Here is a 22,901-nt window from a genome sequence, read left to right on the forward strand (position 1 = left end):
ATTCGCTGCGAGGGGTTTTTGCTTTGGCGGGCCGCAAATCGGCGGTGTTGCACGGCGCTGACAACCCCACTTGTTGCCGGCTTGCCCGCCTTTGCCGCAATGCTAAGCTGACCCGCCGCGGATTCCTTCCAGCGCCATTGCGTCGCTGCAAGGGCACCGCGGGCTGGCGTCCGCCGGACGCAGGCATCATCCCATACGTAAAAAAACAAAAATGCCAAGGGTCGCTATTTCCAGATATATCCCCGCCATCGCCTGCATTGCCACGCTGGCGGGCTGTGCCACCTTCCACAATGCCGAGCCGTTCCCGAAGGAGCAGAAACAGGTTTCGGTCGACATCACCAAGGAGTTGCCTTCCACCTGGTCGGAAATGCCGACCGGCGTCCACGTCGTGCCCAATACACGCCTGTTTGTCAGCGGCCATCAGGCCGGGCAGGGCGCATCGATCCTGTTTGGCCCGCTCGGCGTGCTGGTCGGCAGCGCGATCAATGCGGAGCGCGGCAAGTCGTTGCTGGGCGACGACAAGGCGTTGGCCAATCACGACCTGCTTACCGCCACGGAGCAATTGGTCAAGGAAGGCATCGCCGATAGCGCCGGCAAGCTGAAGTACGGCCCCGCCGCCCCTGGTACGCCGCAGCTGACGCTGATGCCGTTCGGCGTACTGAGCTTTATCAACGATACCGACGTGCGGCCCTATGTGGTGGTACGCGCCACGCTGAAGGATGCCTCGGGCGCGCAGGTATGGAGCACCCGCTATATCTCGGCCAGTGCCGAGGCCAAGCCGTTCACCGGCGACAACGGCTGGTTCAAGGACGACGCCCGGCCGCTCAGGCTTGCCCTGGAGCAATCGCTGAAGCGAAGCATCGACGTGATGCTGCGCGATATTGCTGGCAAGACCCAGCGCGATACCGCCAAATGGACCTATGTCGGCGGGCAGTATGCCTTTGTCAAGCAGCCGCTGAAGGTCAAGGGCAACCTGGTCGTCGACGAACCCGACTATATTGCCTTCACTCCGCGCCTGGGCGACGTGATCGTATTCACGGGCGTCAACATCTTCGACCGCAGGATCGTGTCGATCACAGATGCTGCCGAGCAGGATCCGAACATGGCGCAGTTTGAACTGCCACCACCGGCCGCAAAGGATGATCCGGTCAAGGCCACCGATGTCCCTGCGGCACCGGCGGGCGTTGCCGCAACGACCGCTGCGGTGGCGGCCGCATCGCCGAACCGGTAAGCAGCCTACTGTATGGACAGTCCAGCCCTGGACTGACCGCAGGGATTGCCAGGGATTATTTGCAAAGCCGGCCGCTGTTGGCACGGGAATTCGTGCAATCGTGGCCGGCGGCCTGCTGCCCAGGCTTTGGGGCCGGTCCTGCAGCAACGGTGCCGAGGTGCTAACCTCAAAAGCGCACCCCCGCCTGCGTGCCGTCATCCTTTGCTAGATTGGGAGAGAATATGAGCCGCCTGCTGCTCACCAATATCGACCCCGACACCTCGGACGAAGAAATCCGGGCGTTCCTGGAAAAGTACGGTTTCCCGCCTTTCGACAGTCTTGAGCATGAGGACGGCGACGGCTCGCACCCGGCCGTGCTGCTGACTTATGGCGGCCTGGACCCTGCGGTGCTGGGCAAGCTGCAGCAGCGCATCGACCATATGTACTGGAAGAAGCGCCAGCTGAGCGCTTCCATCCTGCATGACCGCTTTGCGTAGGCGGCTTACCGTGATGGCGCGCCCAGGCTTGCCGCGCCGGCCTCCTCGGCCGGTTGAGGCGTAAGCGGGTCAGGGACAGCCATCATTTTCTCGGCCGGGTAGAGCGCCATGAAGCTTCGCGCCAGTTCAGGATCCCGGCACGCCAGCCACGCGCCCCATTGCAGGTGCGGAATCATGACGACCGACCGTTTTTCCTTGCCCGGGGCGTGCATCCGTTTCATCACCGCATGGCCCGGCGCGCTCACCGTGAACATGGCGAAAGAACAGGATCCGTCCGGCCATTGCTTCCACAGTCCGGCAATGCCGAGCGCCGGCTCGTCCGGCAGCCAGATCCGGTACCGGATCCAACCCTGGCCGGCGATATAGCACGGCTCGTAGATAGCCATCGCAGGCACCAGGCACAGCTGGGTGCGGTGCCACGCGCTGCATGAACCTCGCTTGTCGCCGACGCACTCGGCACGGACGTTCATGGTTTCGAAATCCCGGGCGCCGTGGACATGACGCGAGCGTGGCACCAGTCCGAAGGTTGCCAACAGGCACTCGCTTCGGCTGCTGGCATCCGCACGGACGATCGGCGCGGCATCGCCGGGCCAGACCTCCGGCTTCCATGTGCCGGGCGGTGGCTCGGCACCGAAAACATCGCGCAGCACCGGCGCTGGTACCGGGGCGTAATTGGTACACACGATCATGCCTCCCTGACGTCAAGCGCATTGCCGCAGGTACGGTCAGCCGCGATCCGCAATGCCTGTCCAGGCGGGGGCGAAGGGAAGGGTAGGCGTCGCGCCAGTTGACCGGAATGCCCGACGGCTATCGCGATACCTCCGAAGCCATTTTCCTGGCCGATTCCAGATGATGCTCAAGCGTCTGCAAGGTCTTCTTGGCGAAGTCCCTTACGTCGCTGTCGCGCGCGTCGCTTGCGGCCTTGCGGAACAGCGCCACGGCATCGTTGTGCGCCTTGACGCCGACTTCATTGGCGTACTGCTTGTCGAAGCTGGCGCCTTGCAGCGCGCCCAGGGCTTCCAGCTTCTTCTGATCATCGGGACCTGGCGTGGTTGGCAATTGCACGCCCTTGGTGTTGGCCAGCCGCTTGAGGTCTTCCGCCGCGGCGCGGTGATCCTGCAGCATCTGCCCGGCAAAGCGCTTGACCGTAGCGCTGGCGGCCTTGGTCTCGGCCAGCTTGCTGGCCTCGATCTCCATCTGGCCCGCCTGTGCGGCCTTGTTCATGAAGTCGACATCGCCGGCGGGCGGCGCGGCGTACAGGCCTGTTGTCAGGCAAAGCAGCATTGCCGCGAGGGCGGTTCTGGCGTGAAGCCGAGGGCGGCCGGGCTGGCGTGCGTTGAATGGCATGACTGTCTCCTGAACGGGCAACCATACCCCGCCTTGCAACAATCATGCCTCCATGCAAATGTGCCGATGGCCTCAGGAGACGCGGACGAATTTGGCGACGGACGGCACGCCCTGTCCATCGATGATGAACAGCATGTAGTAGCCCGGAGGCACCAGCGCGCTGGAGGCGGGCAGGGTGACCCGCAGGTTCTTGGAGCCCTGCTTGGTATGCCGCAACTTGATATAGCGCTGGTGCATGTCGTTGGCGTGGGTCACGGCCCCCGGTGCGACCAGCGCCACGCTGGAAACACTGGCCGTGCTGGAGCCGACGGTAAAAGTCTGCCCCAGGCTCACGGCACCGGGTGCACTGGTAATCCTGGGACGCCCGCCCTTGAACAGGTAGGGTGGCGAATACACCTGTGCCTGGTGCGTGCTGGCGGCGAGTGGGTTCATATCGTCCTGGGACAGCAGGACGGTGGCGTCGGGCAGAAGGATGGCACTCGAGTGGTAGCCCGCCTGAATCGTGTTCGGACTCATCGGAATCCAGCTGCCGGTCGGATCGCCGGCCGGCTTGTTGTAAAGCTCGCTGTCAAAATGCGGGTTGTCATAGCCGTTGCTTGCCGCATTGCCGCCTACCGTAAGCAGCGTGCCATCCGGCAGGATTACGGTATTGGCGTTATGCCGGGGCTGCAGCCATTGCGGAAACTGCCGCCACCCGGCGTTGGGGTTGCCGACATCAAACCACTCGTTGTTGCGGAAGGCGCTGTCGCCTTCGGCGCCGCCCGCAATCATCACGACCTGCTTGACCGGCGTGACCGAGGCATCGGTATAGAGAACGCCGTTGGCCCATTCATAGTGCGAGCTCAGCATGTTCGGAATGCTGCTCCATGACCAGGTGCCAGGCGTCAGCAGCGCGGTATTCCAGAAGGCTGGCCCGGCCTGCATCATCTGGCCCGAACCAAGCAGGTATTGGAACGGATACATGCCGGACGGGTTGCGGAAAGAAATCGTGCTCATCGTGCCGACGCTGTCCATGCCTGCGGCAGGGGTGAACAACTCGACCACCCCGGTGGTATTTCCCGATCCCGTTTCGTCGAGACCGCTGGTGATGACTACGCGGTTGTCTGCCAGCTTGGTAACGGTTGGATACCAGCGGCCGACCGACATATCCGGCTGCGCGGTCCAGGTCTCGGTAAGGGGATTGAAGGTATAGCTGCTCAGCGCGCCCTGGAAGTTTTGCTGTCCTTCCGGTGCGTTCCCGTCCGGGTAGCGCAGGTTGCCTCCGGCAATGAAAACCCTGCCGTCGCTCAATATCGTCTGCCCGGCACACCAGATATTCTCCGGCGGCGTAATGGCGTGTCCGGTGCGTGTCGCCGGATCCCACACATAGGCAACGCCGGTATTGGACGCAGCCGGATTATGGTATTGCGTCGGCTCGTACGACCAGAACAGCACCTTGCCAGTGTGCAGCAATACCGCCGTGATGCCGACCACGGGAATGACGAACGGCTCGCTCCATTGGCCGGCCGTATTGGTCGCCTGGGCCCTGGCCGCTGCCAGCACCTGTTCATCCGGCGCGGAAGGCTGTTCCAGTCCTCTTGCCACGCGGCACTGCTTGCCGCGTGCCCTGGCATGCGCCTCCGCATGGCTGGGTCCGAGCACAGCGGTTTCCCGCTGCTTCAGCCTGGCCTCGGCGGAAGGGTTGGTGCAGGCGTCATTATCAAAGCTGACGGGCGGGGCTGCGTGAATCGGCAGCGCCACCAGCGAAAAGCCCACCACGGATGCCCACACGGTTTTCCGGAAGATCGTGAGTCGACGCATTTGCATCACCTCCTGCGGTGACAGCGTTGCCATGGAATCGACGTGACGGCCATTCCCGGCAATCTCGGAAAGCCCGCGAGCAAGCATCGAGGCAAAGGTCATCCTTGCCGGCTGGACAGGCAAAGGCCTCGCCGCAAAAAATCCGCGCGGGGGAACTCGCGGTGGCATGCCGCGAGGGCATTCGCACCGGACTTTTCTAGCTTAGGGGGGCAAGCCGAGAGGCAATGTGGGCTTGCGCACAGAAGGCATGCGATTGCGGGCTTGTGTTTTGTTCGTGGGGCGTGGGGTGCGCTGGGCGGGTCGGAAGGCGGTGTCTATCCATCACTTAACATAAGATACATTATGCGAAACGTTGGTGTTGTATGTACGTTGGCCGTTTTTTTCTAATGCCGTACTTGAGATGAATTCAAATGTCGTACCCCGTCCCGGATCGCAAGCCGATGGCGTTCTATTCGGACAAGGCCGGCATCTTCCGCGTCAACGCCAGGGAGTTCGGGCGCGCACTGTTCGAACTCAACATCGACATCCTGTGCGCCAATTCGAGCCCGGCCAAGGGCCGCGTGGAGCGGATGAACGACACGCTGCAAGACCGGCTGGTCAAGGAGCTGCGGCTGCGCCGGATGAGCTCGATGGAAGCCGACAACGCCTTTGCCCCGCTGTTCATCGCGGACTTCAACGCGCGCTTTGCCAAGGTGCCCAAGCGCGATTTCGATGCGCACCGGCCGCTGCGTGGCGACGAAGACCTGGCGCGCATTTTCAGCTGGCGCGAATGGCGCAAGGTGTCGCAGAGCCTCACGCTGCAGTACGACAAAGTGATGTATCTGCTTGAGGACCGGCTCGAGCACTGGTGCCTGATCCATCGGTATATCGAGGTCGCCGAGTATCCGGACGGCCGGATCGAGTTGTGGGCCGATGGCGCTGCCCTGCCCTACACCACCTATGACCGGCTGGGCGAGATCGAGCAGGGCGCGGGGGTCGAGAACAAGCGGCTGGGAGCGGTGCTGGCGCTGGCTGCCAAGGTGCAGGCACGGCGCTACAGTCGCCAGCAAGCCGGGCCGTCGCGCACGCTGGTGGGCGCGACGCCGTGCCCGCGTCAGCCGGCGCCGAACACCAAAACCGGCTGGACAGCACAGGTATAAAAGCGGGCTGACAGCGCGCCAACGCTAGCCAGCCCCTAACCACAATGAAACTTTCAAGGAGTTTCACCAGTTCTTCGGAGCGGATGGCTTCATCTTCGCGCCACGCGGTCAGTCCACGCGCGTGACCTGCGGAAGTCTATAGGTTCCGTTCAGGATTTGCTCGGCAGGTTCGTAGAGACGCATCTGCAAAAAGAAGTCACCGTTGGGTGAGGGAAGCCAATTCGATTCCTTGTCAGGTCCAGGTGATTTGGCCTGGATGTACAGGGTTAGACTTCCATCTGAATCGGTTTTTAGACCCTTAGTCCGATCCCCGATTGAATAGCGCTTAATTGGATTCTCTACCATGAATAGCTCTTTGGCGTCATACATGGTCAAGGACCAGAACGCCTTGACAGGAACGTTGCCATCAAATCGGATCCTGTAGGCGTGCTTCCCGTTTAGTTGCTTTCCTTCAGCGTCGATGTACCGATTGGGGTAAAGTGCACGCAACGCCTTGTTCAATCCCAGTTGCTTATAAGCAATAGCCGAACGAAGCAGGTAATCGGTGCCATACTCACCCCCTTTGAACTCCATATTCCAGCCGTTGACGCGCGAACCAGAATCCATCGCGACGCGCTTCACCGCGGCTATTCCATCCTGCAGGGCTCGAACCAATCCACGCTTTGTCGGCTCCGGCAGCAACGCCGCGTCGAAGGGTTTATCGAGGCCAATGCCGATCCGCTTGAACTGGCCGGTAATCGGCGCGTCTTCTTGCAACGGATTCAGACGTATCGCGCGGTCAAGGACTGCGAAGAAATCCAGCCCTTCGGGAAAGCCCATTTTGGCACTGGCGCCTTTGTGACCCGACTCCAGCTTTTTGAACGGTTTTTTATAGTTGCTCAGCAGTGTCAGTCGATACTGATCCTGCTGAGTCCGCGCGGCGGGCAAGTCTTCCGTGCCATCTACCCCGGTTCTTCCAATCACGTAAACCTGCGGCGTTGGCGAAGTAATTCGTACCATCTCTGGAGGCAACGTTCCTTTCCAGTCGGAGCCCACGATGGCGAACGTTCCACCCTTGGCGCCGAGCGTACCGATACCGATGTCCTCGATCGAACGAGAATAGGCGTCAAGGAGTTGCATGATGTAGTAACGCCCTTTGGTATCGGGGACTGTTAATACCACTGGTTCTTTCGACAGGTCCAAGCCAGCAAAAGAATAGAGCGTGTCATTGTTGGCTGTAACGACGAACTTGTCGTTAGGCCCATAGAGGCGTCGGGCATGCCCCATCTGGTTCACGGGCGCTTGCCCATTGTCATACGGCTTGTCAGCCTCAGTCTGGCTTTGCAGACCAAGTTGCATCATGACAGGGGCAAAGCCGTAAAAAATTGCCTCCATGCCAATTGCATAGGCAATTTTCTCATCGGTCTGCGCGTTCGTCGCCGATTCTTCAGCGAATGTCGTTGTCGAGGCACCAGCCAAAAAAAGGATAGCGACAAAGGCCCATGAGACTGGCTTAAGAATAGAACGATTCATACTCCATCTCCGATTATTAATGAGCGCCCCGGAAAACCATTTTTGCTGCGGACATGAATTACGCGACATCCCACATCTGCTTATGACTTCGCCAAGCATGGCAATAGCGAGGGACCGTGCGGGTCGGAACGGATGTGTCGCCGCGACCGTTTCCCCTTGCGCGGACGCGGTTCGATACTCTAGGGAACCCTGGTCAATTGAGGCAACTTCCACTTGTTATCCAGGACTTCCTGCTTCGGCTGGTACATCCGGAGGATCACGTAAAACCCGCCCTTCGGCGCCGGCAGCCAGTTGGCGGCATTTTCGCCCTCGGGCTTGTTCGCCTGGATTGGAATCGTGATGGAACCATCCGACGCCACCTTCAGCCCTTGCGTATCCGAACCGACCTTGTAGCGGTTCAGTTCGTTAGGTACGAGCATCTTGTCGTCGGCGTTGTACATCGTCAGGGACCAGAAGGCATCCACGGGCGGCGCCGAATCGAGCTTCACCACATAGCGATTGGCGCCGCTCAGTGGCTTGCCCTCGCTGTCGGTGTATCGAAGCGGGTACATTGCCTCGCGCTCGCCCTGTCCGCCCAAGTACGGGCCGGATACCAGGGCTCTCAGGGGATAGTCGTAGCCGAAACTGTCAAGGCCTGTCACCCAGCTCCAACCGTTGCGCACACTGGAGGAGCCGACCATGGATGCCGCTGCGACGGCCGGACCGTCCTTCAACCCGCGTGACATGCCCTTGCGTGTGGCTTCGCTGAGCTTGCTTGGGTCAAATCCCTTCTTTGTGAGGCCGATGCGCTCGTATTGCGCGAACAGCGCCTCGTCCGCTGGCTTCACGCTGGTGGATTGCAATGCGAAGGCAAGGTGCTTGAAGAAACCGAATTCATCGTTGCCGATATCGGGCAGCGGGGGTAAAGCGGTGATGTTGCTGGTCTTGCCGCTCAAGGGCTTGACACTGAACTGCTTCTGCAGGGCGAGCACCGGCGCCGTATCTTCCCCCTGTTTGACCTGAAGTCGCCCCCACAGCCAGACTTTGTTGGTGCTGATATCGAGTCGCTTCATCCCCGCCGGGACCTTGCCCTTCCAGCCCGGCGGAGCGATCAGGAACTTGCCGGCTTTGGTGCCGGTCACGCGGCGGCCCACGTAGTGCTCCAGCTCCTGCCACATGTTGAACAGATCAACGACGTAGTAGCGGTCACGTGTATCGGGCACTGTCAGCACATACGGCTCGGTCAGGTTTAAAACCGCGCTCATGTAGTAGGTGTCGTTGTTCGCCGTTGGCATATCCTTGGCGTCGGGATTCGCCAACTTGGTCGCCCAGCCCATCTCGTTGAGCGGCGCGCGGTAGCTGGTTGGCGGCTTCGGCGACGGAACATCGACGTACTCGCGCATCACCCGCTCCATGCGGACCAGCGGGTAGCCCCATGTATACGCCGAGACGGCCAAGGCATAGCCATCAGCTTCCTGGCCCTTCGCGATTACCTCTGGTGTGCCCGCCGTGGTCAGCAATTCGTCGGGAAAGTCTCGCGTGGCGGCGGTGGACGGCAAGGGAGCCATTGCCGTTAGACCGGTTATCACGACGATACCTAGCAGGCGTGCGATTCGACTATTCATGCAGTTTCTCCTTGGGAAGCTCGGGCCAGCAAGCGGTGCGCAAGCACCGCTCGATGACAACTTTGCATTGCCGCCTTACCGATGGTCTGCGCGTTCTGCCCACCGGCGTTTGCAAAACCCTACTTGTTGGGGAACAGCAGAGTGACCGTAAAGCGTCCGCCGCGCCCTCTGGGCCCATTCTCGGGGGATTCCGGCCAATAACGCAAACCAATCCGAATATCGACGCCGAAGCCGAGCAAACTACTATCGGCAGTTTAAGAAGCCTGCCTCCGAACCGCAATTAACTTAAAACAACCAGCCTCCACGGTTTCCGGCGCGGCTCAGCTGGCGACTCAGTTCGCAATTACCCTGAAATGGTCGGCTTCGTTGCGTTGCCGCCGACTGAATCGACGAGGCAACTCTTTAGCGCTGTGACGAGCTCGCGCATACCGGTTGCAGCTCGCGTGATCATGGTCAGAGGGGGGATTGCGGCGCAGCGTTGCACATCCAGGATGACCAGACTCCTGTTGATCCTGACCTCCTCCTCTGCCTGCTGCACGCGCATCGGCCCGATGCAGCGCGGATCCATGCGGATGAGCGTCAGCACCGTGAGGGGTGACAGGCATTCGATGCACGGTTGCGGCGGTGTGATGCCCTCGGTCAGGCAGGCGGCGATGACGGCACGGCGCAGCAGAGAGCCGCGGGGTGGCAGGATCCATTGCTGCCCGGCAAGCTGAGTCCAGTTGATTTTTTTCCGCCTGGCCAGCGGATGGGTTCGAGACGCGACCACGCACATGCGGTCTTCGGCCAGCACCTCGACACGCAGCTGGTCCAGCCGCTCGTTGTTGAGTTCATCGGGCGCCAGCGCACCGACGATGCAGTCAATCTCGCCCTGCAGCAGGTCGGCGATAAGCTGGCTCACCTGCCCTTCGCGGATCTGCACGAACACGTTCGGCATGCGCCGTCGCAGCTCGACCACCCCCTGCGGCAACGAGGTCGAGCCGGAAAAGGTGCCAATGCGCAGCAGCCCGCTTGCGCCCGCACGCATCACGGTGGCTTCCTGCTGGGCAGCCGCCAGTTCCGCCACCAGCATGCCGCACCGACGCATCAACGCGAGTCCGATGTGGTTGGGAGAAATCCCGCGCGCGGTGCGGTCGAACAGGGGGCCGCCAAAGATCTCCTCGATCTCCTGGATCATGCGCGACACGGCTGGCTGGGTAAGGTGCATGCGCTTGGCGGCCGCGTGCACGGTACCCACTTCCCCCAAGTGGCCCAGCAGCTCGAAATGCCGCAGCCGCAGCTTGCGCAGCAGGTGGTGGTAGAGGTCGTCCATGGTGCCGGCGCCAAGTTTCATCGATACGTTTTTGGCATCAATGTATCAGATTATATGAATAGTCGATTATGGCCGCGCTTCGTAGACTACCTCCATCATTTTGAGAAGCGAGCCCATGACAGCCATACCTTCATCAGTTGCCGCCAGTGCCATCGTCGACCGGCTCGACGTCTGCGGCGTGCACCACATCGTCACCGTGCCTGACTTCGTACAGCTCTCGGTCCACGCCCTGCTCGACCGTCGGCCGGAGTTCAAAGTCATTCATTGCTCGGATGAGAACCAGGCCATCCATGTGGCTGGCGGTTTGCATATCGGTGGCAAGCGGGCGGCCGTATTGATTCAAAACCAGGGCCTGCTCAACTGCATCAACAGCTTGCGCGCCGTCGGCCTGGACGCTGGCCTGCCGATGCTGCTGCTGGTCGGCCAGTTCGGGCGCGAGTTCGACAACGTCGGACGCAACCCGGTCGAGTCACGTCGGCGCGTGGTGAACCTCGTAGAACCGATGCTGGACGTGATGGGCATTGCGCACTGGCGCCTGGATGGACCGCGCGACATCGGCTGTATCGAGGAAGCAACGCGCAGCAGCGCTGCGCGCCAGATGCCCGCTGCTGTGCTGGTGGGTCACTACACCGGATGGAACTGAGCATGACGCTGAATACACAAGAAGCCTGCGAGATCATTCGCGACGCGCGGTCAGAAGCCATCGTGGTCAGCACGATGTCCGCCATGACCTGCATGGATCAGATCGATCCTGACTATGCGCTGGGCCTGTCCTCCGTGCCGTTGATGGGCGGAGCAGCCGGCCTCGCGTTGGGACTGTCCCTCGCGTTGCCGCAACGCAAGGTTATCGTGCTGGACGGCGATGCCAGCCTCTTGATGGAGCTTGGCGTGCTGGCGACGGTCGCGGGCGCACGCCCGGCGAATCTCTACCACTTCGTGTTTGCCAATGGGGTTCAGTTCAACGGCGGCGCCAACCTGCCGGTCGCGGGTTCGGCGCCGGTCGACTTCTGTGCCATGGCAAAAGCCGCAGGCTATGCCAGCGCGACCCGTTTTGACCGGGCCGAGACCTTGCGGGAAGGCATTGCTTCCTGCCTGGCCCTGCCAGCTCCGGCACTCATCGAGCTGGCCATTGCACCGACGGCGCCGCGCTTCGGCCCGGATCTGCTGCAGCCGGAACAGCCGGACGCTCGCTTCGCGCGCATGGGCATGGAGGCGCGGCGCCTGATGCGTAACCTGGGAACCTCCGCATGAAAGCGACGCAGACAACAGCGGACTATGTCGTGGTCGGGGCGGGGTCGGCCGGGTGCGCCCTGGCCGCGGGCCTGGCACGCTCTGGCCGGTACAGCGTGACACTACTCGAGGCAGGCACGGACTCGCGCCAGGTGTGGATCCGGGTACCGGCCGGCGTCGCGTACCTGATCCGCGATGAGCGGGTCGTCCGGCGCTTCTTCACGCAGCCCGAAGCGCAGTTGAACCACCGGGAAATCTATTGGCCGCGCGGCCGCGTGCTCGGTGGCTCATCGGCGGTCAACGGCATGATCTGGGTCCATGGCGACCCACAGGAATACAACCGCTGGCGCGACGAGCATGGACTGGCCGGCTGGGACAGTGACGGGTTCAAGCCCTACCTGAAGCGGGCCGAGTGCTACCCGCCGGGCGACCCGGAAGTACGCGGGCACGCAGGCCCGGTACGGGTGAGCGAGTACGGTCCGCGTCAGCCGCTGATGGATGGCTTTGTGCAGGCTTGCGTGCAGGCCGGCATACCAGCCAATCCGGATTACAACGGCGCCAGCTATGAAGGGGTCGGTTACCTCCAGCTCAACACCCGGCGTGGCCTGCGTGTCAGTGCACGGGATGCGTACCTGAAGTCGCTGCCTGCGCGCAGCACGCTGCGCGTGCAGACGGGCGCCATGGCGCAACGCATCCTGTTCGATGGCACGCGTGCGTGCGGTGTCGAATACCGGGTCGACGGTGAACTGCGCCAGGTCCTCGCCGCCAAGGAGGTCATCCTCTCGGCCGGCGCACTGCAGTCCCCGCAACTGCTGGAACTTTCCGGGATTGGCGATGCGGAACGCCTGCGTGGCTTCGGTATCGACGTGCGGCATCACGCACCGGCCGTTGGCGAAGGCCTGCGCGACCATCTGCACGTGCGCCTGACCTTTGAATCCCGCGACGCCGTGACGCTGAATCAGATCATGCCGAACCTGTGGCGCAAGGCGCAGATGGCCGCACGCCTGGCCGTGCATGGCAACGGCCTCATGAGCAGCGGCAGCGCGATCGCCCATGCCCTGGTGCGCACCGCGCCGCACTTGAGGCAGGCGGACGCAAAGCTGCAGCTGCATTACCTCTCGAGCGCCGATGCGCGCACGGCCGGCAAGCTGGTCCTCGACGAGTTCTCGGGTTTCTCCATCGGCACCTTTGCGCTCACGCCGAAGTCGCAGGGGTCGGTGCACATCGTATCGCCGGATCCGGCGCAGGCACCCGCGATGAACGCCAACTACCTGCAACACCCCGATGACGTCGCATCCATGCTGGGCGCGTTGCGGCTGGCGCGCAAGGTATCCCGGCAGCCGGCCCTGGCGCGTTTCGTGGTGCGGGAAACCCGGCCCGGTCCTGCCGGAAACTCTGACGAGGCGCTGCTGGACTATGCGCGCGCCGTTGGACAGACCTCTTACCACCCTATCGGCTCCTGCCGCATGGGCAGCGATGCGGGGTCGGTGGTGGACGAGCGCCTGCGCGTGCGCGGCGTGTCGTGCCTGCGCGTCGCCGATGCCTCCATCATGCCGACGATGCCTTCCGCCAACACCAACGCCCCCTCGATTGCCATCGGTGAAAAGGCAGTCGACCTGATCCTTGAAGACGCCAGCCGCTGATCCACATCCCGCAGATGACCATCATGAAAAAGCACGTTGCCCGTTTGATCTCCCTTGCGGCGCTTTGCTGCGTCTCCCTGAGTCCCGCGGCACACGCGGAACCTGGTTTTCCCGCCCATCCCATCAAGCTCGTGGTACCCGCCAGCCCCGGCGGCGAGCCTGACATCCTGGCGCGCCTCGTGGCCCGCCACATGAGCGCGGACCTGCGCCAGCCGATCGTCGTCGAGAACAAGGTCGGCGCCAGTGGATTGATCGGCGTGGCCTCTGTCGCAAGCGCCAAAGCTGACGGCTACACCATCGGCATCGTCTACCAGGCAGTGCTCGCCCTGTCGCCTCACCTCATCGCCAGGAAGCTCTTTGATCCGCTGACCGACATCGCTCCGATCGGTCTGATTTCTGTTTCAGGGAATGCGCTGATGGTACCGGCAAATTCGCCGATCACCTCATACGCCGACCTGGTCGCCCGCGCCAGATCCAGTCCGGGCAAGCTTAGCTTTGGCTCATGGGGCGAAGGCAGCGCAGGCCATATCAGCGGCGAGGTCATGAAGAAGGCCGCCGGTGTCGATATCGTGCACATCCCTTACAAGGGCTCCAACGAATCCGTGTTGGCCATGCTTGGTGGCGAAATCGACGCGGTCTTTGGCGGATGGGGCCTGACGTCGACCCAGGTCAACGCTGGTAAGGTGCGTGTTCTGGCCGTTACGTCGCCGCAGCGCTCTCCGATGCTCCCCACGGTGCCGACATTCAGAGAACTGGGGATTCCGTTCGGCCTCAACTCCTGGTACGGCTTGGTGGCGCCTTCGGGGGTCGCGCCAGACACCATGAAGCGGCTGGAGGAATCCTTGCGCAAAGCTGTCGGCCAGCCCGAGATCGCCAATCGGCTCCGCAACATGGGCATGCAGCCACAAAGCTCGACGTCGGCCGAGTTGCGCGACCGTATCCGCAGCGACTACGACATCTGGGGAAAGAAGATTGCCGAGACAGGCGTGCAGAAGCGCTGAGAGCAACATCTGGAATCAACGCCGATGCCGCATGGCGCGTCGGCGTTGCTCCAAGTCAACTTGCTCACTTGCCTTGTGCCGCGTCGAGGACTGCCCGGCCTAGCCTCGCGTCACCGGTCAGCCGAACGGCCTCGCTTCCGGCGGCCTCGTGCGCCGTGGCTTCGCCGCCCACCAGGCTTGCCCACAAGGAAAACGACATATCGATCCCGGCATCAGGCGATGCATCATCGACCGGTGCCAGCACTACGACGCCATTGCGCAGCAGCAGGCGACAGGCGAAGCCGACATCGGTGAAGCGCAGGTCCACACTAGATGCGCCCGCGCCGCTCAGCGCCGGATCGAGCCGGAAGCGCAGCGCGTTGACATAGGTCTGTGGCGGAAATTGCGCCACCAGGGCCGCGTTGACGAAGTTGACCGGAATCCGGCTTGTGTCGGCGCTACCTTCAAGCTCACGCGCCTGTGTCAGATACCAGGCCCTGGAGTTCGCCGCTGACGTGGCCTGCCCCATCGCCCGCAGCCCCCTGGCCTTGAGCTGGCGGTAGTGTGCGCATTCGGGATAAGCACGCACCAGATAGCCTGCCAGTTCTGCCGCCCAGGCGTATTCCTGCCGCTCCAGCGCCTGCTCGACACTGGCTTGCATGCATTGCGGCCCTCCGGCCAACGCCACCATCCGCACCGCCCTATCGTCCGACGGCACGCGGTGCAGTTCGACCGTATCGTTGCCGAACCACCCCATCAGGCCGTTGTAGATCTGGCGCACATGGAACGAGGCCTCGCCGTAAAATTCGCGCGTCAGCCGGCTCTGCGCCAACGCCTCGGGAAGCCGGACGTAATCCACCAGCTCGTCCGCCGACATGCCCAGATTGATGCCGCGCACCGTCTGGTCGTAGAGGTACTGGATGGCGTCGCGATAGTCCGTGACGCAACGGCGGATCTCTTTCTCCCCGTTGATGGGCAGGCCATGCACGCCCACCAGATGCCTGGGCCGCATTGCGAGCAACTGGTCCAGGCCGCGCAGCAGATCCGCTGGATTGCGGAAAGTCTCCCCACGCAGGGTATAGATGTTGAACAGCGCCGGCCATGCGACGTTATTGACCGCTATGCCCTCTTCAGGAAGCCAGATCAGCAGGCTGTCATACGTGTCGCCGGGAGCGTCGAAGAACTGGAAGCGAACGCCGTCGATTTCGGCTTCGTCGCCGTCGCCGACCAGGTTCGTGGGGCGGACAAAGCCGGTGGTTGGCTGATACTTGTCGAGTTCGAACAGGAACGGCCCGATACCGTGGCTCGGCATCGCGTCCTCGCCCTGGTCGGGCAGGTAGAGGCCGAACTGGATACTGGCACGCCGTGTCAGCGCCGCCTGTACGTCGCTCAGCGTACGCGCCAGCGTGCGCATCATGTCCTTATGCGCCCAGACCGGGACCTGTCCCTCGCGCTCCTGCGGCACGTAGGTGCGCGATCCCATCGCATAGTGACTGTGGGTATAGATCAGCGCACTGACGGGCCGGTCGCTGACAGCGCGGAAATCCTGCTGTTGCATGGCCGACTGCTCGACGCAGTCACCCGTATCGATCACGATGTTCCCGGTGCGGCCCAGCACCATGGTGGAATTGCCGAGGCAACTGCCAACATGGCAATGGACCCGATCGGTCACGCGATGCAGAGCGCGCGCGAACTGACGCGAGTGGGAGATCAGCGCGGCATTGGCGACCTCGCCGCGGACGCCGCGCGCGATGTCGGCAGGCGCGCCCATGTAAATGGAGCGGAACTTAGTCATCCGATTCAGCCTTTGATTTCGTTTGCTGGTGGCATCAATCATTCACTATCAAGAACCGGCGCGTCGAAGCAGGCAAAGAATGCCTCCACCGCGGCGCGGTCACCGGTACTGGCAGCGCCGCTGTCCAGTGCCTGGGCCAGGGTCGTCTTGCCGACATAGAACTCGGCCCAGGTCCGGTGCGAGAGCCTGAGTTCCGCATGCGCCGGCACCCGTTCCGCTGCCGCGTCGGCAAGGAATTCCGCTACCCCGTGGCGGATGGCGAGTGCGAACCAGCGTGCGCGGTCCTCGATATGCAGGCGCAGCGTCATCTGCGCATTGCAAGCCTTGTCCGGGTCCAGCCGTATGCGCTGAAATGAAACGTAGCGGGCAGGATCGGCGGCAACGATGTCATCCACAGTCGGCAACACAGCGATGGGTCGCCTGACCTTCCCTTCCAGAGCCAACGCTTCGGTCAGGCAGAAGTGCCGGGCGATCGTGCCCGGCGAACGGTAGGCCATCTCGCGCAGCGCGTCGGCCTTCAGCTGGCGCCTCGCAGCGTCCGCCGGCTGCGCGCACAACAGGTAGTCGGCCAGTTGCAACGCCCACAGCGCTTCGCCGGCTTCCGCCGCGGCGCGGCATTGAGCGGCTACGGCATCTGCGCCGCCAAAGCCGGCAATGATGCGCCGCGCTTCCTCGGCCGGCGGCAGGCGGTGAATGTGCGCCGCATTGCCGTCGAACCAGCCGAACACATGGTGGTAAAGGTGAGGCGGGAAGAAGCTGAACTCGCTGTAGGTTTCCCCGTTGTGGGGACACTGCGCCAGCGCCTTGGGCAGGCGGACGAACTCGCGCAACTCGGCCGGCCCCATGCCACGGTTGATGCCGCGCAGCGTCTGGTCGATCAGGAAGCTGATTGCGCCGATATAGCCGTCGAGCGCCTCACGCACGGATTCCGCGCCGCTGATCGGCAAGGCATGCGTGTTGACAAGGTGGGCCGGCGCCAGGTCGCGAATGACGCGCAGGCCATCGCGCCATGATGCTGGATTGCGCCACACGTCGCCGCGCAATGTGTAGAAGTTGAACAGCGATGGCCAGAGGAAGTTGTTCAGTACCAGGCCCAACTCGGGAACCCATGCCGTCAGCGTGTCTTCGGAGTCCGAGAAATGCTCCGTGAAGAACTGCATCCGCAATCCGGCCACCTCCAGTACTTCGCCATCCGTCACCAGCCGGTTCGCCGGAACCGTTCCGCGTCTCTTGCCCATGGGAATCGTTCCCGCGAAGCCGGAATCCGGCCCGCTCTCCGGCAGCACGGAGCCAAACTGGGCAAGGAAGCGCGCGGTAAGCGCAGGCATGGCCTCGGGAAAATCGCCTCCGGTCGCAAAGCCCGTGGCCAGTTCCTTGAAATGCTCGTTGACCAGCGCATGACCAATGATCGTGACGTCGTCCTGGCCTGCCAGGAAGGGGACGGTGCCGTGCGCATAGTGATTGTGGCTGTAAATGATCGCCCGCACCGGCTTGTCGCTGAGCGTGCGGAAAGCCGCCAATGCCCGCTCGCCATCCTCGATGTCGTCGCCGGTATCGAAGATGACGAGGCCTTCCGGTGCATCGATCATCGTGCGGATAGAGATACTGCCCCCGGCGTAGCAATACACGCCCTTCGTGACCTCGATCAGGCGAGGCTCGACCGCGAACGTGTTGCTGATGCCCTCCACCATCTCACGGGCGACGATACTGCCACGTGGTGTGGAAATCCTGTCGCGTGCGGCGCCCATGTAGCGCGCAACGGTGCTGTCGCTCAAGTTCATATCATGCCCCTGCCAGTAGCTTTAAGTGTCGGCCCATTTAGCCGGCCAACGTCTGAGATCCGGACGGCTTGCCAGTCATTGGCGAATCGAGATGACGTGCCATGGCGCGCGCGGATTTCTCAGGGTCGATCAGCAGCGCACCGAGCACGCCGCCGCAAACCATGATCGCCCCGCAGAGCGCAAAGCCGGCCTGATAGCCATCCGCGCCGCCGATGCCGGCGATGAAGTAGGCCGACACCAGCGGCGCCAGCACGCCGGCGAGCGAGGCAATGGAGTTATCGAACGCCAGGACGGCGCCGCGTTGCGAGGCCGGGGTGACCTCGGCCAGCATGGCGGGGCCAAGCGAGTACACCGTGGGCGAGACGCCGAGTGCCAGGCCGATCAGTGCAACGCGGATCAGCGGTGGCAGTTCTCCTGTCCACACACCGACGAAGGCCGCACCGGCAAGCATCAGCATTGCCGCGGAAAACCGGCCTCGGGCGTTGCGCGAAGACATGCCGCGCGCGAGCATCCGCTGTGCCAGCCAGGCCGTGCCAATGGCCACGGGAATATTGATGGCAACAACCATTGCGAAGAGTCTTCCCGACTCGATGCCACTGAAGCCGAGGCCTCGCTGGAGATAGGCGGGCAACCACGTCAACGTCAGCGCAAGCCCCCAATAGGCGACGAAATGCAGCAGGAAGCAGGCGAGGACCGTCGGGTCGCTCAACAGCCGGCGATACGGCACGCGATCGCCTCCTGTCTCCGGTGTTCCGCGCGCCGGCCGCGATCCAATCGCGCCTTCCCTGCCCAGCGCTATCCACAGCAGTACCCAGGCCAGGCCCACGGCTGACAGCACGTAGAAGTTGGCGCGCCAGCCCCAGTGCGCCGTGATCAGCGGAATGGCGATGCCTGCGAGCAGCAGGCCGATGCTCCCGCCCTGCGAAAAGAACGCCACCGGCACTGCGCGCTTGTCGTCGGGAAACCACTTGTAGCAGGCATGGACAGCAACCGGGAAAGCAGGCCCTTCGGCAACGCCCAGCAGCACGCGCGCCAGCACGAGCACCGCCAGGCTGGAAGACAGCGCCATCGGGATCTGGAACAGCGACCAGCCCAGCGCCATCACCATCAACATGCCAGTGGTGGCTACGCGATTGGAAATGAAGCCGCCCACGACGCCTGATATCGCGAACAGCCAGAAGAAGCTGCTGGCGACCAGCCCGAACTGTGCGGGAGTGAGATTCAGGTCCTCCATCATCGGCACGGCCAGCAGGCCGACGACGATCTTGTCGAGGAAGTTCACCGCCATGAAGAGGAACAGCAGGATCGCGATGCGCCATGCCGTCGCGGGTCGGTAGGTGGTGCTCATGTTGTCTCCGGATTATTGGTCTCTTTGATGCGTACCGGCTCGTCCTGGCGCGCCCTGCTCGATTCGATTCCCTGCGCCAGACGTCCGCGAGAGAATTCCATTGCCCAGGTGGCTCAGGTGTATGCCGCTGGCAGGATCATGTCGGCCGCCTTCTCGCCGATCATGATCGATGCAGCATTCGTGTTCGACGAGCACATGGTCGGCATGATCGAAGAATCCACCACGCGCAGCTGAGCCATCCCATGCACGCGCAACTGGCTGTCCACCACCGCCATCGGGTCGTTGCCCATCTTGCAGGTCCCGACGGGATGCCATGAGGTCTGTCCGGACGCCTTGATGTACGAAAGCAGGCCGGCTTCATCGCGCACATCGGCGCCGGGCCGCGTCTCGCGCGCGACGTATTCGGCCAGCCCTTTTTGCTGCGCAACTTCGCGAGAGAGCCGCAATGCTTCCAGCATCGCATGCCGGTCGCCCTCGGTATCGAGATAGCGCGGTTCGATCACCGGCGCCTCGTTCGGATCGGTGCTGCGGATATGCAGATGTCCGCGCGAGGCGGGCCGCAACTGGAAGAAGCCCACTGCGAAGCCGGGGAACGGATCCAGGCCGAAGCCCTTGCCGGCATAGCGGTCGGCGCCGGTCAGGTGGTGAAGCTGGATCTTGACCGCCGGCCGGTCAGACAGTCCGGGAGTACGCGCCAGCGCGTGGACCGTCGCCGACGGGGTAGCCATGATGCCGCGACGGGTCAACAGGTAACGCATCCCCATCCAGCCCTGCCGCAGCGGGCTGCGCACGATCTCATTGAGCGTGACCGGCTTCGTGCATTCGAACGTGATGCGCGACTGCAGATGGTCGATCAGGTTTTCCCCCACACCGGGCAGGTGATGGCGTACGGAAATTCCCAGTGCCTGCAGCCGCGTCGCATCGCCAATGCCGGAAAGCTCGAGCAGTTGCGGGGACTTGATCGGGCCGGCGCTGAGGATGACCTCGCGTGCCGCGAGCGCGCGACGGATGGTACCGCCCTGCGAGTACTCCACGCCAACAGCGCGCTGTCCATCGCACACCACACGGGTGCAGACCGCTTCCGTCGCCAGCACGAGGTTGGCTTGCGGCCTGCCGCGCAGATAGCCAACGGCGGTACTGCAGCGACGCCCGCCGCCGGTCGACAACTGAAGATAGCTCACGCCCTCGTAGCGGCCGCCGTTATAGTCGCTTGTCGCCGGTATGCCGGCCTGCTGGCAAGCCTGCAGGAAGGCATCACTTAGCGGATTCGGATGGACCTTCGACACCGACGACACGCTGATCGGTCCGCTGCGGCCGCGCGCCTCATCGTCGCCGCACGCTGTGTTCTCGAGCCGCTTGAAGTACGGCAACAGCGAGGCATAGTCCCAGCCCTGGTTGCCGAGTGCCGCCCAGTGGTCGAACTCCGCAGGCTCTCCGCGCACGAAGATCATGCCGTTGACCGAGCTGGAACCGCCGGGCAGGCGTCCGCGCGGCCAGTAGATCTGCTGCCCGGCAAGCTGAGGCTGGGGCTCGGTCTTGAACGGCCAGACATAATCGGGATTGAGCAGCAGCTTGGCCACGCCAAGCGGCACCGTCACCCAGAAGTCCTTGTCGCGCGGGGCGCCGGCTTCGAGAAGCAGCACCCTGCCCTTTCCGCGCTCGGCCAGGCGGGTCGCCAAGGTAGCGCCTGACGAGCCGGCGCCCACCACGATGTAGTCGAAAGTCTCTGCAGCCTGCGAATTCAACTCATGCTCCCTTCAATGTGAGGCGTACCAGGCGCCCAGTTGTTCGGCTTCGACACCCATTCGGTGGAACTGCCGGTCCGGGATTTCCGGCTGGGGCTTCCCTGGGCCGAATTGCGCGGCCTCCGGCTCAACCTCCAACGCGACAAACACAGGGCCCCGAGCGTTGAACAGCGCGGGTAACGCCAGACCAAGCGCGTCGGCGCTGTCAAAGCGATGTGCGCTCGCATAGCCGGCGCCCAGCGCCATCGCACAGAAATCCACGTCTCGGCCGCCCGGCACCGGCAGATTGGCGGCGCCGGCGAACTGGGCCCGGTTCTGCACGACGAAGTGAATCAGGTTCGCCGGCCGGCGATCGGCTACCGTAACGAGACCACCGAGTTGCATCAGCAGGCTCGCATCGCCATCGACCACAATCACGCCGTGCTCAGGCCGCGCCAATGCGAGGCCGAGGCCCAGGCTGGCGGCACCGCCCATCAGCGGCACCGAGCTAAGCCGGCACTCAGTCACGCCGAGGGCATCGAAGGCGAACATCGCTCCCATCGTCGCCACGAGCACGCGCTCGCCGCGCGCCTCCGAGATTTGCTTGCAAGCTTCCAGGATTCGCATGCGGCTCTCCTTCAATGCCATGCCACAGGGCGGCCGACGATCAACGCGGCAGCGCCGCGGCGCGACCGTGCCGTGTCGAAAGCGGTTGGCACCGCGTCCAGGTCATCCGCTTGCTCGAGCCGCCAGTACGGCACTGCCAGCGTTTCCAGCATGGGCTCGAGCAGGCTCACCACGCGGCGCCGCGACTGCTTGCTCGGTTTCTCGAAGTTCTCGGTTTCGCGGCCGAACTGTCCGATCAGGAATACCGTTGGAATATGCGCATCGAGCGCGACGGCACGAACGGTGTTGATACAGGCATACAGTCCCTGGTTCTGTATCACCACGAGCGGCCGCTTGCCGGCCACCGTCAGACCCGCGGCGACGCAAACGGCCTGGTCTTCGTTACAGGTGCGAACCACGTCCATGCCGCCCTCGCCACGCTCTACCGCCTGATGCAGCGCGAGCTGGACGAAATCCGGCACAGTGACAATGTGGCTGACTGCCGCGCGCCGCAACGCAGCAATATAGGTAGAAGCGCCGATGCTATGATCGTCGGTCATTGCTGTCTCCTGATTCTTGATGTGCCGGCGATTCTAGGTAGACGTCTCCCAGAAATCTGTAAAAAACATGACAGAATCCGTCCAGCCGTCCCACCGCAACCTGGCCTCAGCAGTACTGAGGCGCGCGGGCTGGTTCAGCACCTGCAAGGCAGAAACATTGCAAACGCTTCTCGACGAGGGGCAGCTGCGGCTGATCAAGCGCGGTGAGATCCTGACGCGGCGGGGGGAGCCGGTCGACCATCTTTGTCTTATCATCGATGGCGTGCTCGAAGTGAGCGCCACCACGGCGGTCGGCAAGCGGCACGTGGTGCGATATCTGGAACCCGGGCAATTGATGAACCTGATCCCGGTGCTGGATGAACAGGGTGCGATCCATGACGCGGTGGCACACATGGACACCCTCGTCCTGCTGCTCGGCAGCGCACTGGTGCAACGTACGCTGGCCAACGAACCCGAGCTTGCGTTATCCCTCATGCGGCTGCTGTGCCTGCGATCGCGCCTCACCTACGCGAATCTCACAGAAAGCTCGCTGGCAACGCTGAGGACGCGCTGCGCGCGCACACTATTGCATCTGTTGGATCCCTACGGCATGCCTCGCAACGAGGGGGTGGCGATCTCACTGAAGCTGTCGCAGGATGAATTTGCGGACATGGTGGGCCGGTCACGCCCCACTGTGAACCGCGAACTCAAGCAGCTTGAGCGAGACGGGATCATCCGCATCACCTACTCGCATTTCCTGATTCTCGATGTAGCAGCCTTGAACGCTGTTGCCGCAGACTTGTAACAGGGATATGCCGCGGGCCTGGTCCAATG

19 protein-coding genes and 1 pseudogene are annotated in these 22,901 nt (G+C 63.0%); 8 read left to right on the top strand and 12 right to left on the bottom strand.

Going from position 1 to position 22,901, the window contains the following annotated elements; all coding sequences use genetic code 11:
- The first annotated feature begins 211 nt into the window (after positions 1–211).
- Positions 212–1,231, top strand: a complete 1,020-nt coding sequence (locus CBM2594_RS08640; RefSeq protein ID WP_116356472.1) for a hypothetical protein — start codon at positions 212–214, stop codon at positions 1,229–1,231.
- 221 nt (positions 1,232–1,452) lie between these two features.
- Complete coding sequence (locus tag CBM2594_RS08645) at positions 1,453–1,707, top strand: RNA recognition motif domain-containing protein (RefSeq protein WP_116356473.1); 255 nt, start codon at positions 1,453–1,455, stop codon at positions 1,705–1,707.
- 5 nt (positions 1,708–1,712) lie between these two features.
- Here CBM2594_RS08645 and CBM2594_RS08650 read toward each other — a convergent pair whose 3' ends face one another.
- From CBM2594_RS08650 to CBM2594_RS08660, 3 genes are all read right to left on the bottom strand, one after another.
- Positions 1,713–2,390 carry an SOS response-associated peptidase family protein gene (locus tag CBM2594_RS08650; RefSeq protein WP_116357743.1) on the bottom strand — a complete coding sequence of 226 codons (678 nt, stop codon included), beginning with the start codon at positions 2,388–2,390 and terminating at the stop codon, positions 1,713–1,715.
- Between the two features lie 124 nt (positions 2,391–2,514).
- Complete coding sequence (locus tag CBM2594_RS08655) at positions 2,515–3,054, bottom strand: DUF4142 domain-containing protein (protein WP_116356474.1); 540 nt, start codon at positions 3,052–3,054, stop codon at positions 2,515–2,517.
- Positions 3,055–3,126: 72 nt separating this feature from the next.
- Positions 3,127–4,956 carry a galactose oxidase-like domain-containing protein gene (locus tag CBM2594_RS08660; protein WP_232346585.1) on the bottom strand — a complete coding sequence of 610 codons (1,830 nt, stop codon included), beginning with the start codon at positions 4,954–4,956 and terminating at the stop codon, positions 3,127–3,129.
- A 332-nt stretch (positions 4,957–5,288) separates the two neighbouring features.
- On the opposite strand from CBM2594_RS08660, the pseudogene CBM2594_RS08665 reads away from it, so the two are divergent.
- Positions 5,289–5,993, top strand: a pseudogene (locus tag CBM2594_RS08665) (ISNCY family transposase); the annotation flags it as partial.
- Positions 5,994–6,101: 108 nt separating this feature from the next.
- Here CBM2594_RS08665 and CBM2594_RS08670 read toward each other — a convergent pair.
- The 3 genes from CBM2594_RS08670 to CBM2594_RS08680 form a co-directional block, all read right to left on the bottom strand.
- Positions 6,102–7,505, bottom strand: a complete 1,404-nt coding sequence (locus CBM2594_RS08670) for a DUF1254 domain-containing protein (protein WP_174077254.1) — start codon at positions 7,503–7,505, stop codon at positions 6,102–6,104.
- Positions 7,506–7,684: 179 nt separating this feature from the next.
- Positions 7,685–9,109: a DUF1254 domain-containing protein gene (locus CBM2594_RS08675; protein ID WP_116356476.1), complete on the bottom strand. Its 1,425-nt coding sequence runs from the start codon at positions 9,107–9,109 to the stop codon at positions 7,685–7,687.
- Between the two features lie 343 nt (positions 9,110–9,452).
- Positions 9,453–10,421 carry a LysR family transcriptional regulator gene (locus tag CBM2594_RS08680; RefSeq protein ID WP_174077255.1) on the bottom strand — a complete coding sequence of 323 codons (969 nt, stop codon included), beginning with the start codon at positions 10,419–10,421 and terminating at the stop codon, positions 9,453–9,455.
- 115 nt (positions 10,422–10,536) lie between these two features.
- On the opposite strand from CBM2594_RS08680, the gene CBM2594_RS08685 reads away from it, so the two are divergent.
- From CBM2594_RS08685 to CBM2594_RS08700, 4 genes are read left to right on the top strand one after another with little or no spacing between them, the layout of a single operon-like run.
- Complete coding sequence (locus CBM2594_RS08685; protein ID WP_116356478.1) at positions 10,537–11,064, top strand: thiamine pyrophosphate-binding protein; 528 nt, start codon at positions 10,537–10,539, stop codon at positions 11,062–11,064.
- A 2-nt stretch (positions 11,065–11,066) separates the two neighbouring features.
- On the top strand, positions 11,067–11,672 hold the full coding sequence (locus CBM2594_RS08690) for a thiamine pyrophosphate-dependent enzyme (RefSeq protein WP_232346586.1): 606 nt from the start codon (positions 11,067–11,069) through the stop codon (positions 11,670–11,672).
- Positions 11,669–13,294 carry a GMC family oxidoreductase gene (locus tag CBM2594_RS08695; protein ID WP_116356480.1) on the top strand — a complete coding sequence of 542 codons (1,626 nt, stop codon included), beginning with the start codon at positions 11,669–11,671 and terminating at the stop codon, positions 13,292–13,294. The genes CBM2594_RS08690 and CBM2594_RS08695 overlap by 4 nt, the downstream gene beginning before the upstream one ends.
- Before the next feature lie 23 nt (positions 13,295–13,317).
- Positions 13,318–14,295 carry a tripartite tricarboxylate transporter substrate-binding protein gene (locus tag CBM2594_RS08700; RefSeq protein WP_116357745.1) on the top strand — a complete coding sequence of 326 codons (978 nt, stop codon included), beginning with the start codon at positions 13,318–13,320 and terminating at the stop codon, positions 14,293–14,295.
- A 64-nt stretch (positions 14,296–14,359) separates the two neighbouring features.
- Here CBM2594_RS08700 and CBM2594_RS08705 read toward each other — a convergent pair whose 3' ends face one another.
- The 6 genes from CBM2594_RS08705 to CBM2594_RS08730 all read right to left on the bottom strand — a co-directional run bounded on the left by CBM2594_RS08705 (position 14,360) and on the right by CBM2594_RS08730 (position 22,088).
- Positions 14,360–16,111: an alkyl sulfatase dimerization domain-containing protein gene (locus CBM2594_RS08705; protein WP_116356481.1), complete on the bottom strand. Its 1,752-nt coding sequence runs from the start codon at positions 16,109–16,111 to the stop codon at positions 14,360–14,362.
- The gene (locus CBM2594_RS08710) at positions 16,108–17,844 is read right to left on the bottom strand and encodes an alkyl sulfatase dimerization domain-containing protein (RefSeq protein ID WP_198048115.1); all 1,737 of its coding nucleotides are present in this window, start codon (positions 17,842–17,844) and stop codon (positions 16,108–16,110) included. Before CBM2594_RS08710 ends, CBM2594_RS08705 begins: the two co-directional genes overlap by 4 nt.
- 43 nt (positions 17,845–17,887) lie before the next feature.
- Positions 17,888–19,198, bottom strand: a complete 1,311-nt coding sequence (locus CBM2594_RS08715; protein WP_116356483.1) for an MFS transporter — start codon at positions 19,196–19,198, stop codon at positions 17,888–17,890.
- Between the two features lie 113 nt (positions 19,199–19,311).
- Positions 19,312–20,943: a GMC family oxidoreductase gene (locus CBM2594_RS08720; RefSeq protein WP_116356484.1), complete on the bottom strand. Its 1,632-nt coding sequence runs from the start codon at positions 20,941–20,943 to the stop codon at positions 19,312–19,314.
- 12 nt (positions 20,944–20,955) lie between these two features.
- Positions 20,956–21,549 carry a thiamine pyrophosphate-dependent enzyme gene (locus tag CBM2594_RS08725; protein ID WP_116356485.1) on the bottom strand — a complete coding sequence of 198 codons (594 nt, stop codon included), beginning with the start codon at positions 21,547–21,549 and terminating at the stop codon, positions 20,956–20,958.
- 11 nt (positions 21,550–21,560) lie between these two features.
- A complete protein-coding gene (locus tag CBM2594_RS08730) occupies positions 21,561–22,088 on the bottom strand; it encodes a thiamine pyrophosphate-binding protein (RefSeq protein ID WP_116356486.1) in 528 nt (175 codons plus the stop codon).
- Between the two features lie 67 nt (positions 22,089–22,155).
- On the opposite strand from CBM2594_RS08730, the gene CBM2594_RS08735 reads away from it, so the two are divergent.
- The gene (locus CBM2594_RS08735; protein WP_116356487.1) at positions 22,156–22,872 is read left to right on the top strand and encodes a Crp/Fnr family transcriptional regulator; all 717 of its coding nucleotides are present in this window, start codon (positions 22,156–22,158) and stop codon (positions 22,870–22,872) included.
- The last annotated feature ends 29 nt before the right edge of the window (positions 22,873–22,901 follow it).

The sequence above is a fragment of the Cupriavidus taiwanensis genome (assembly GCF_900249755.1).
Classification (GTDB): Bacteria; Pseudomonadota; Gammaproteobacteria; order Burkholderiales; family Burkholderiaceae; genus Cupriavidus; species Cupriavidus taiwanensis_D.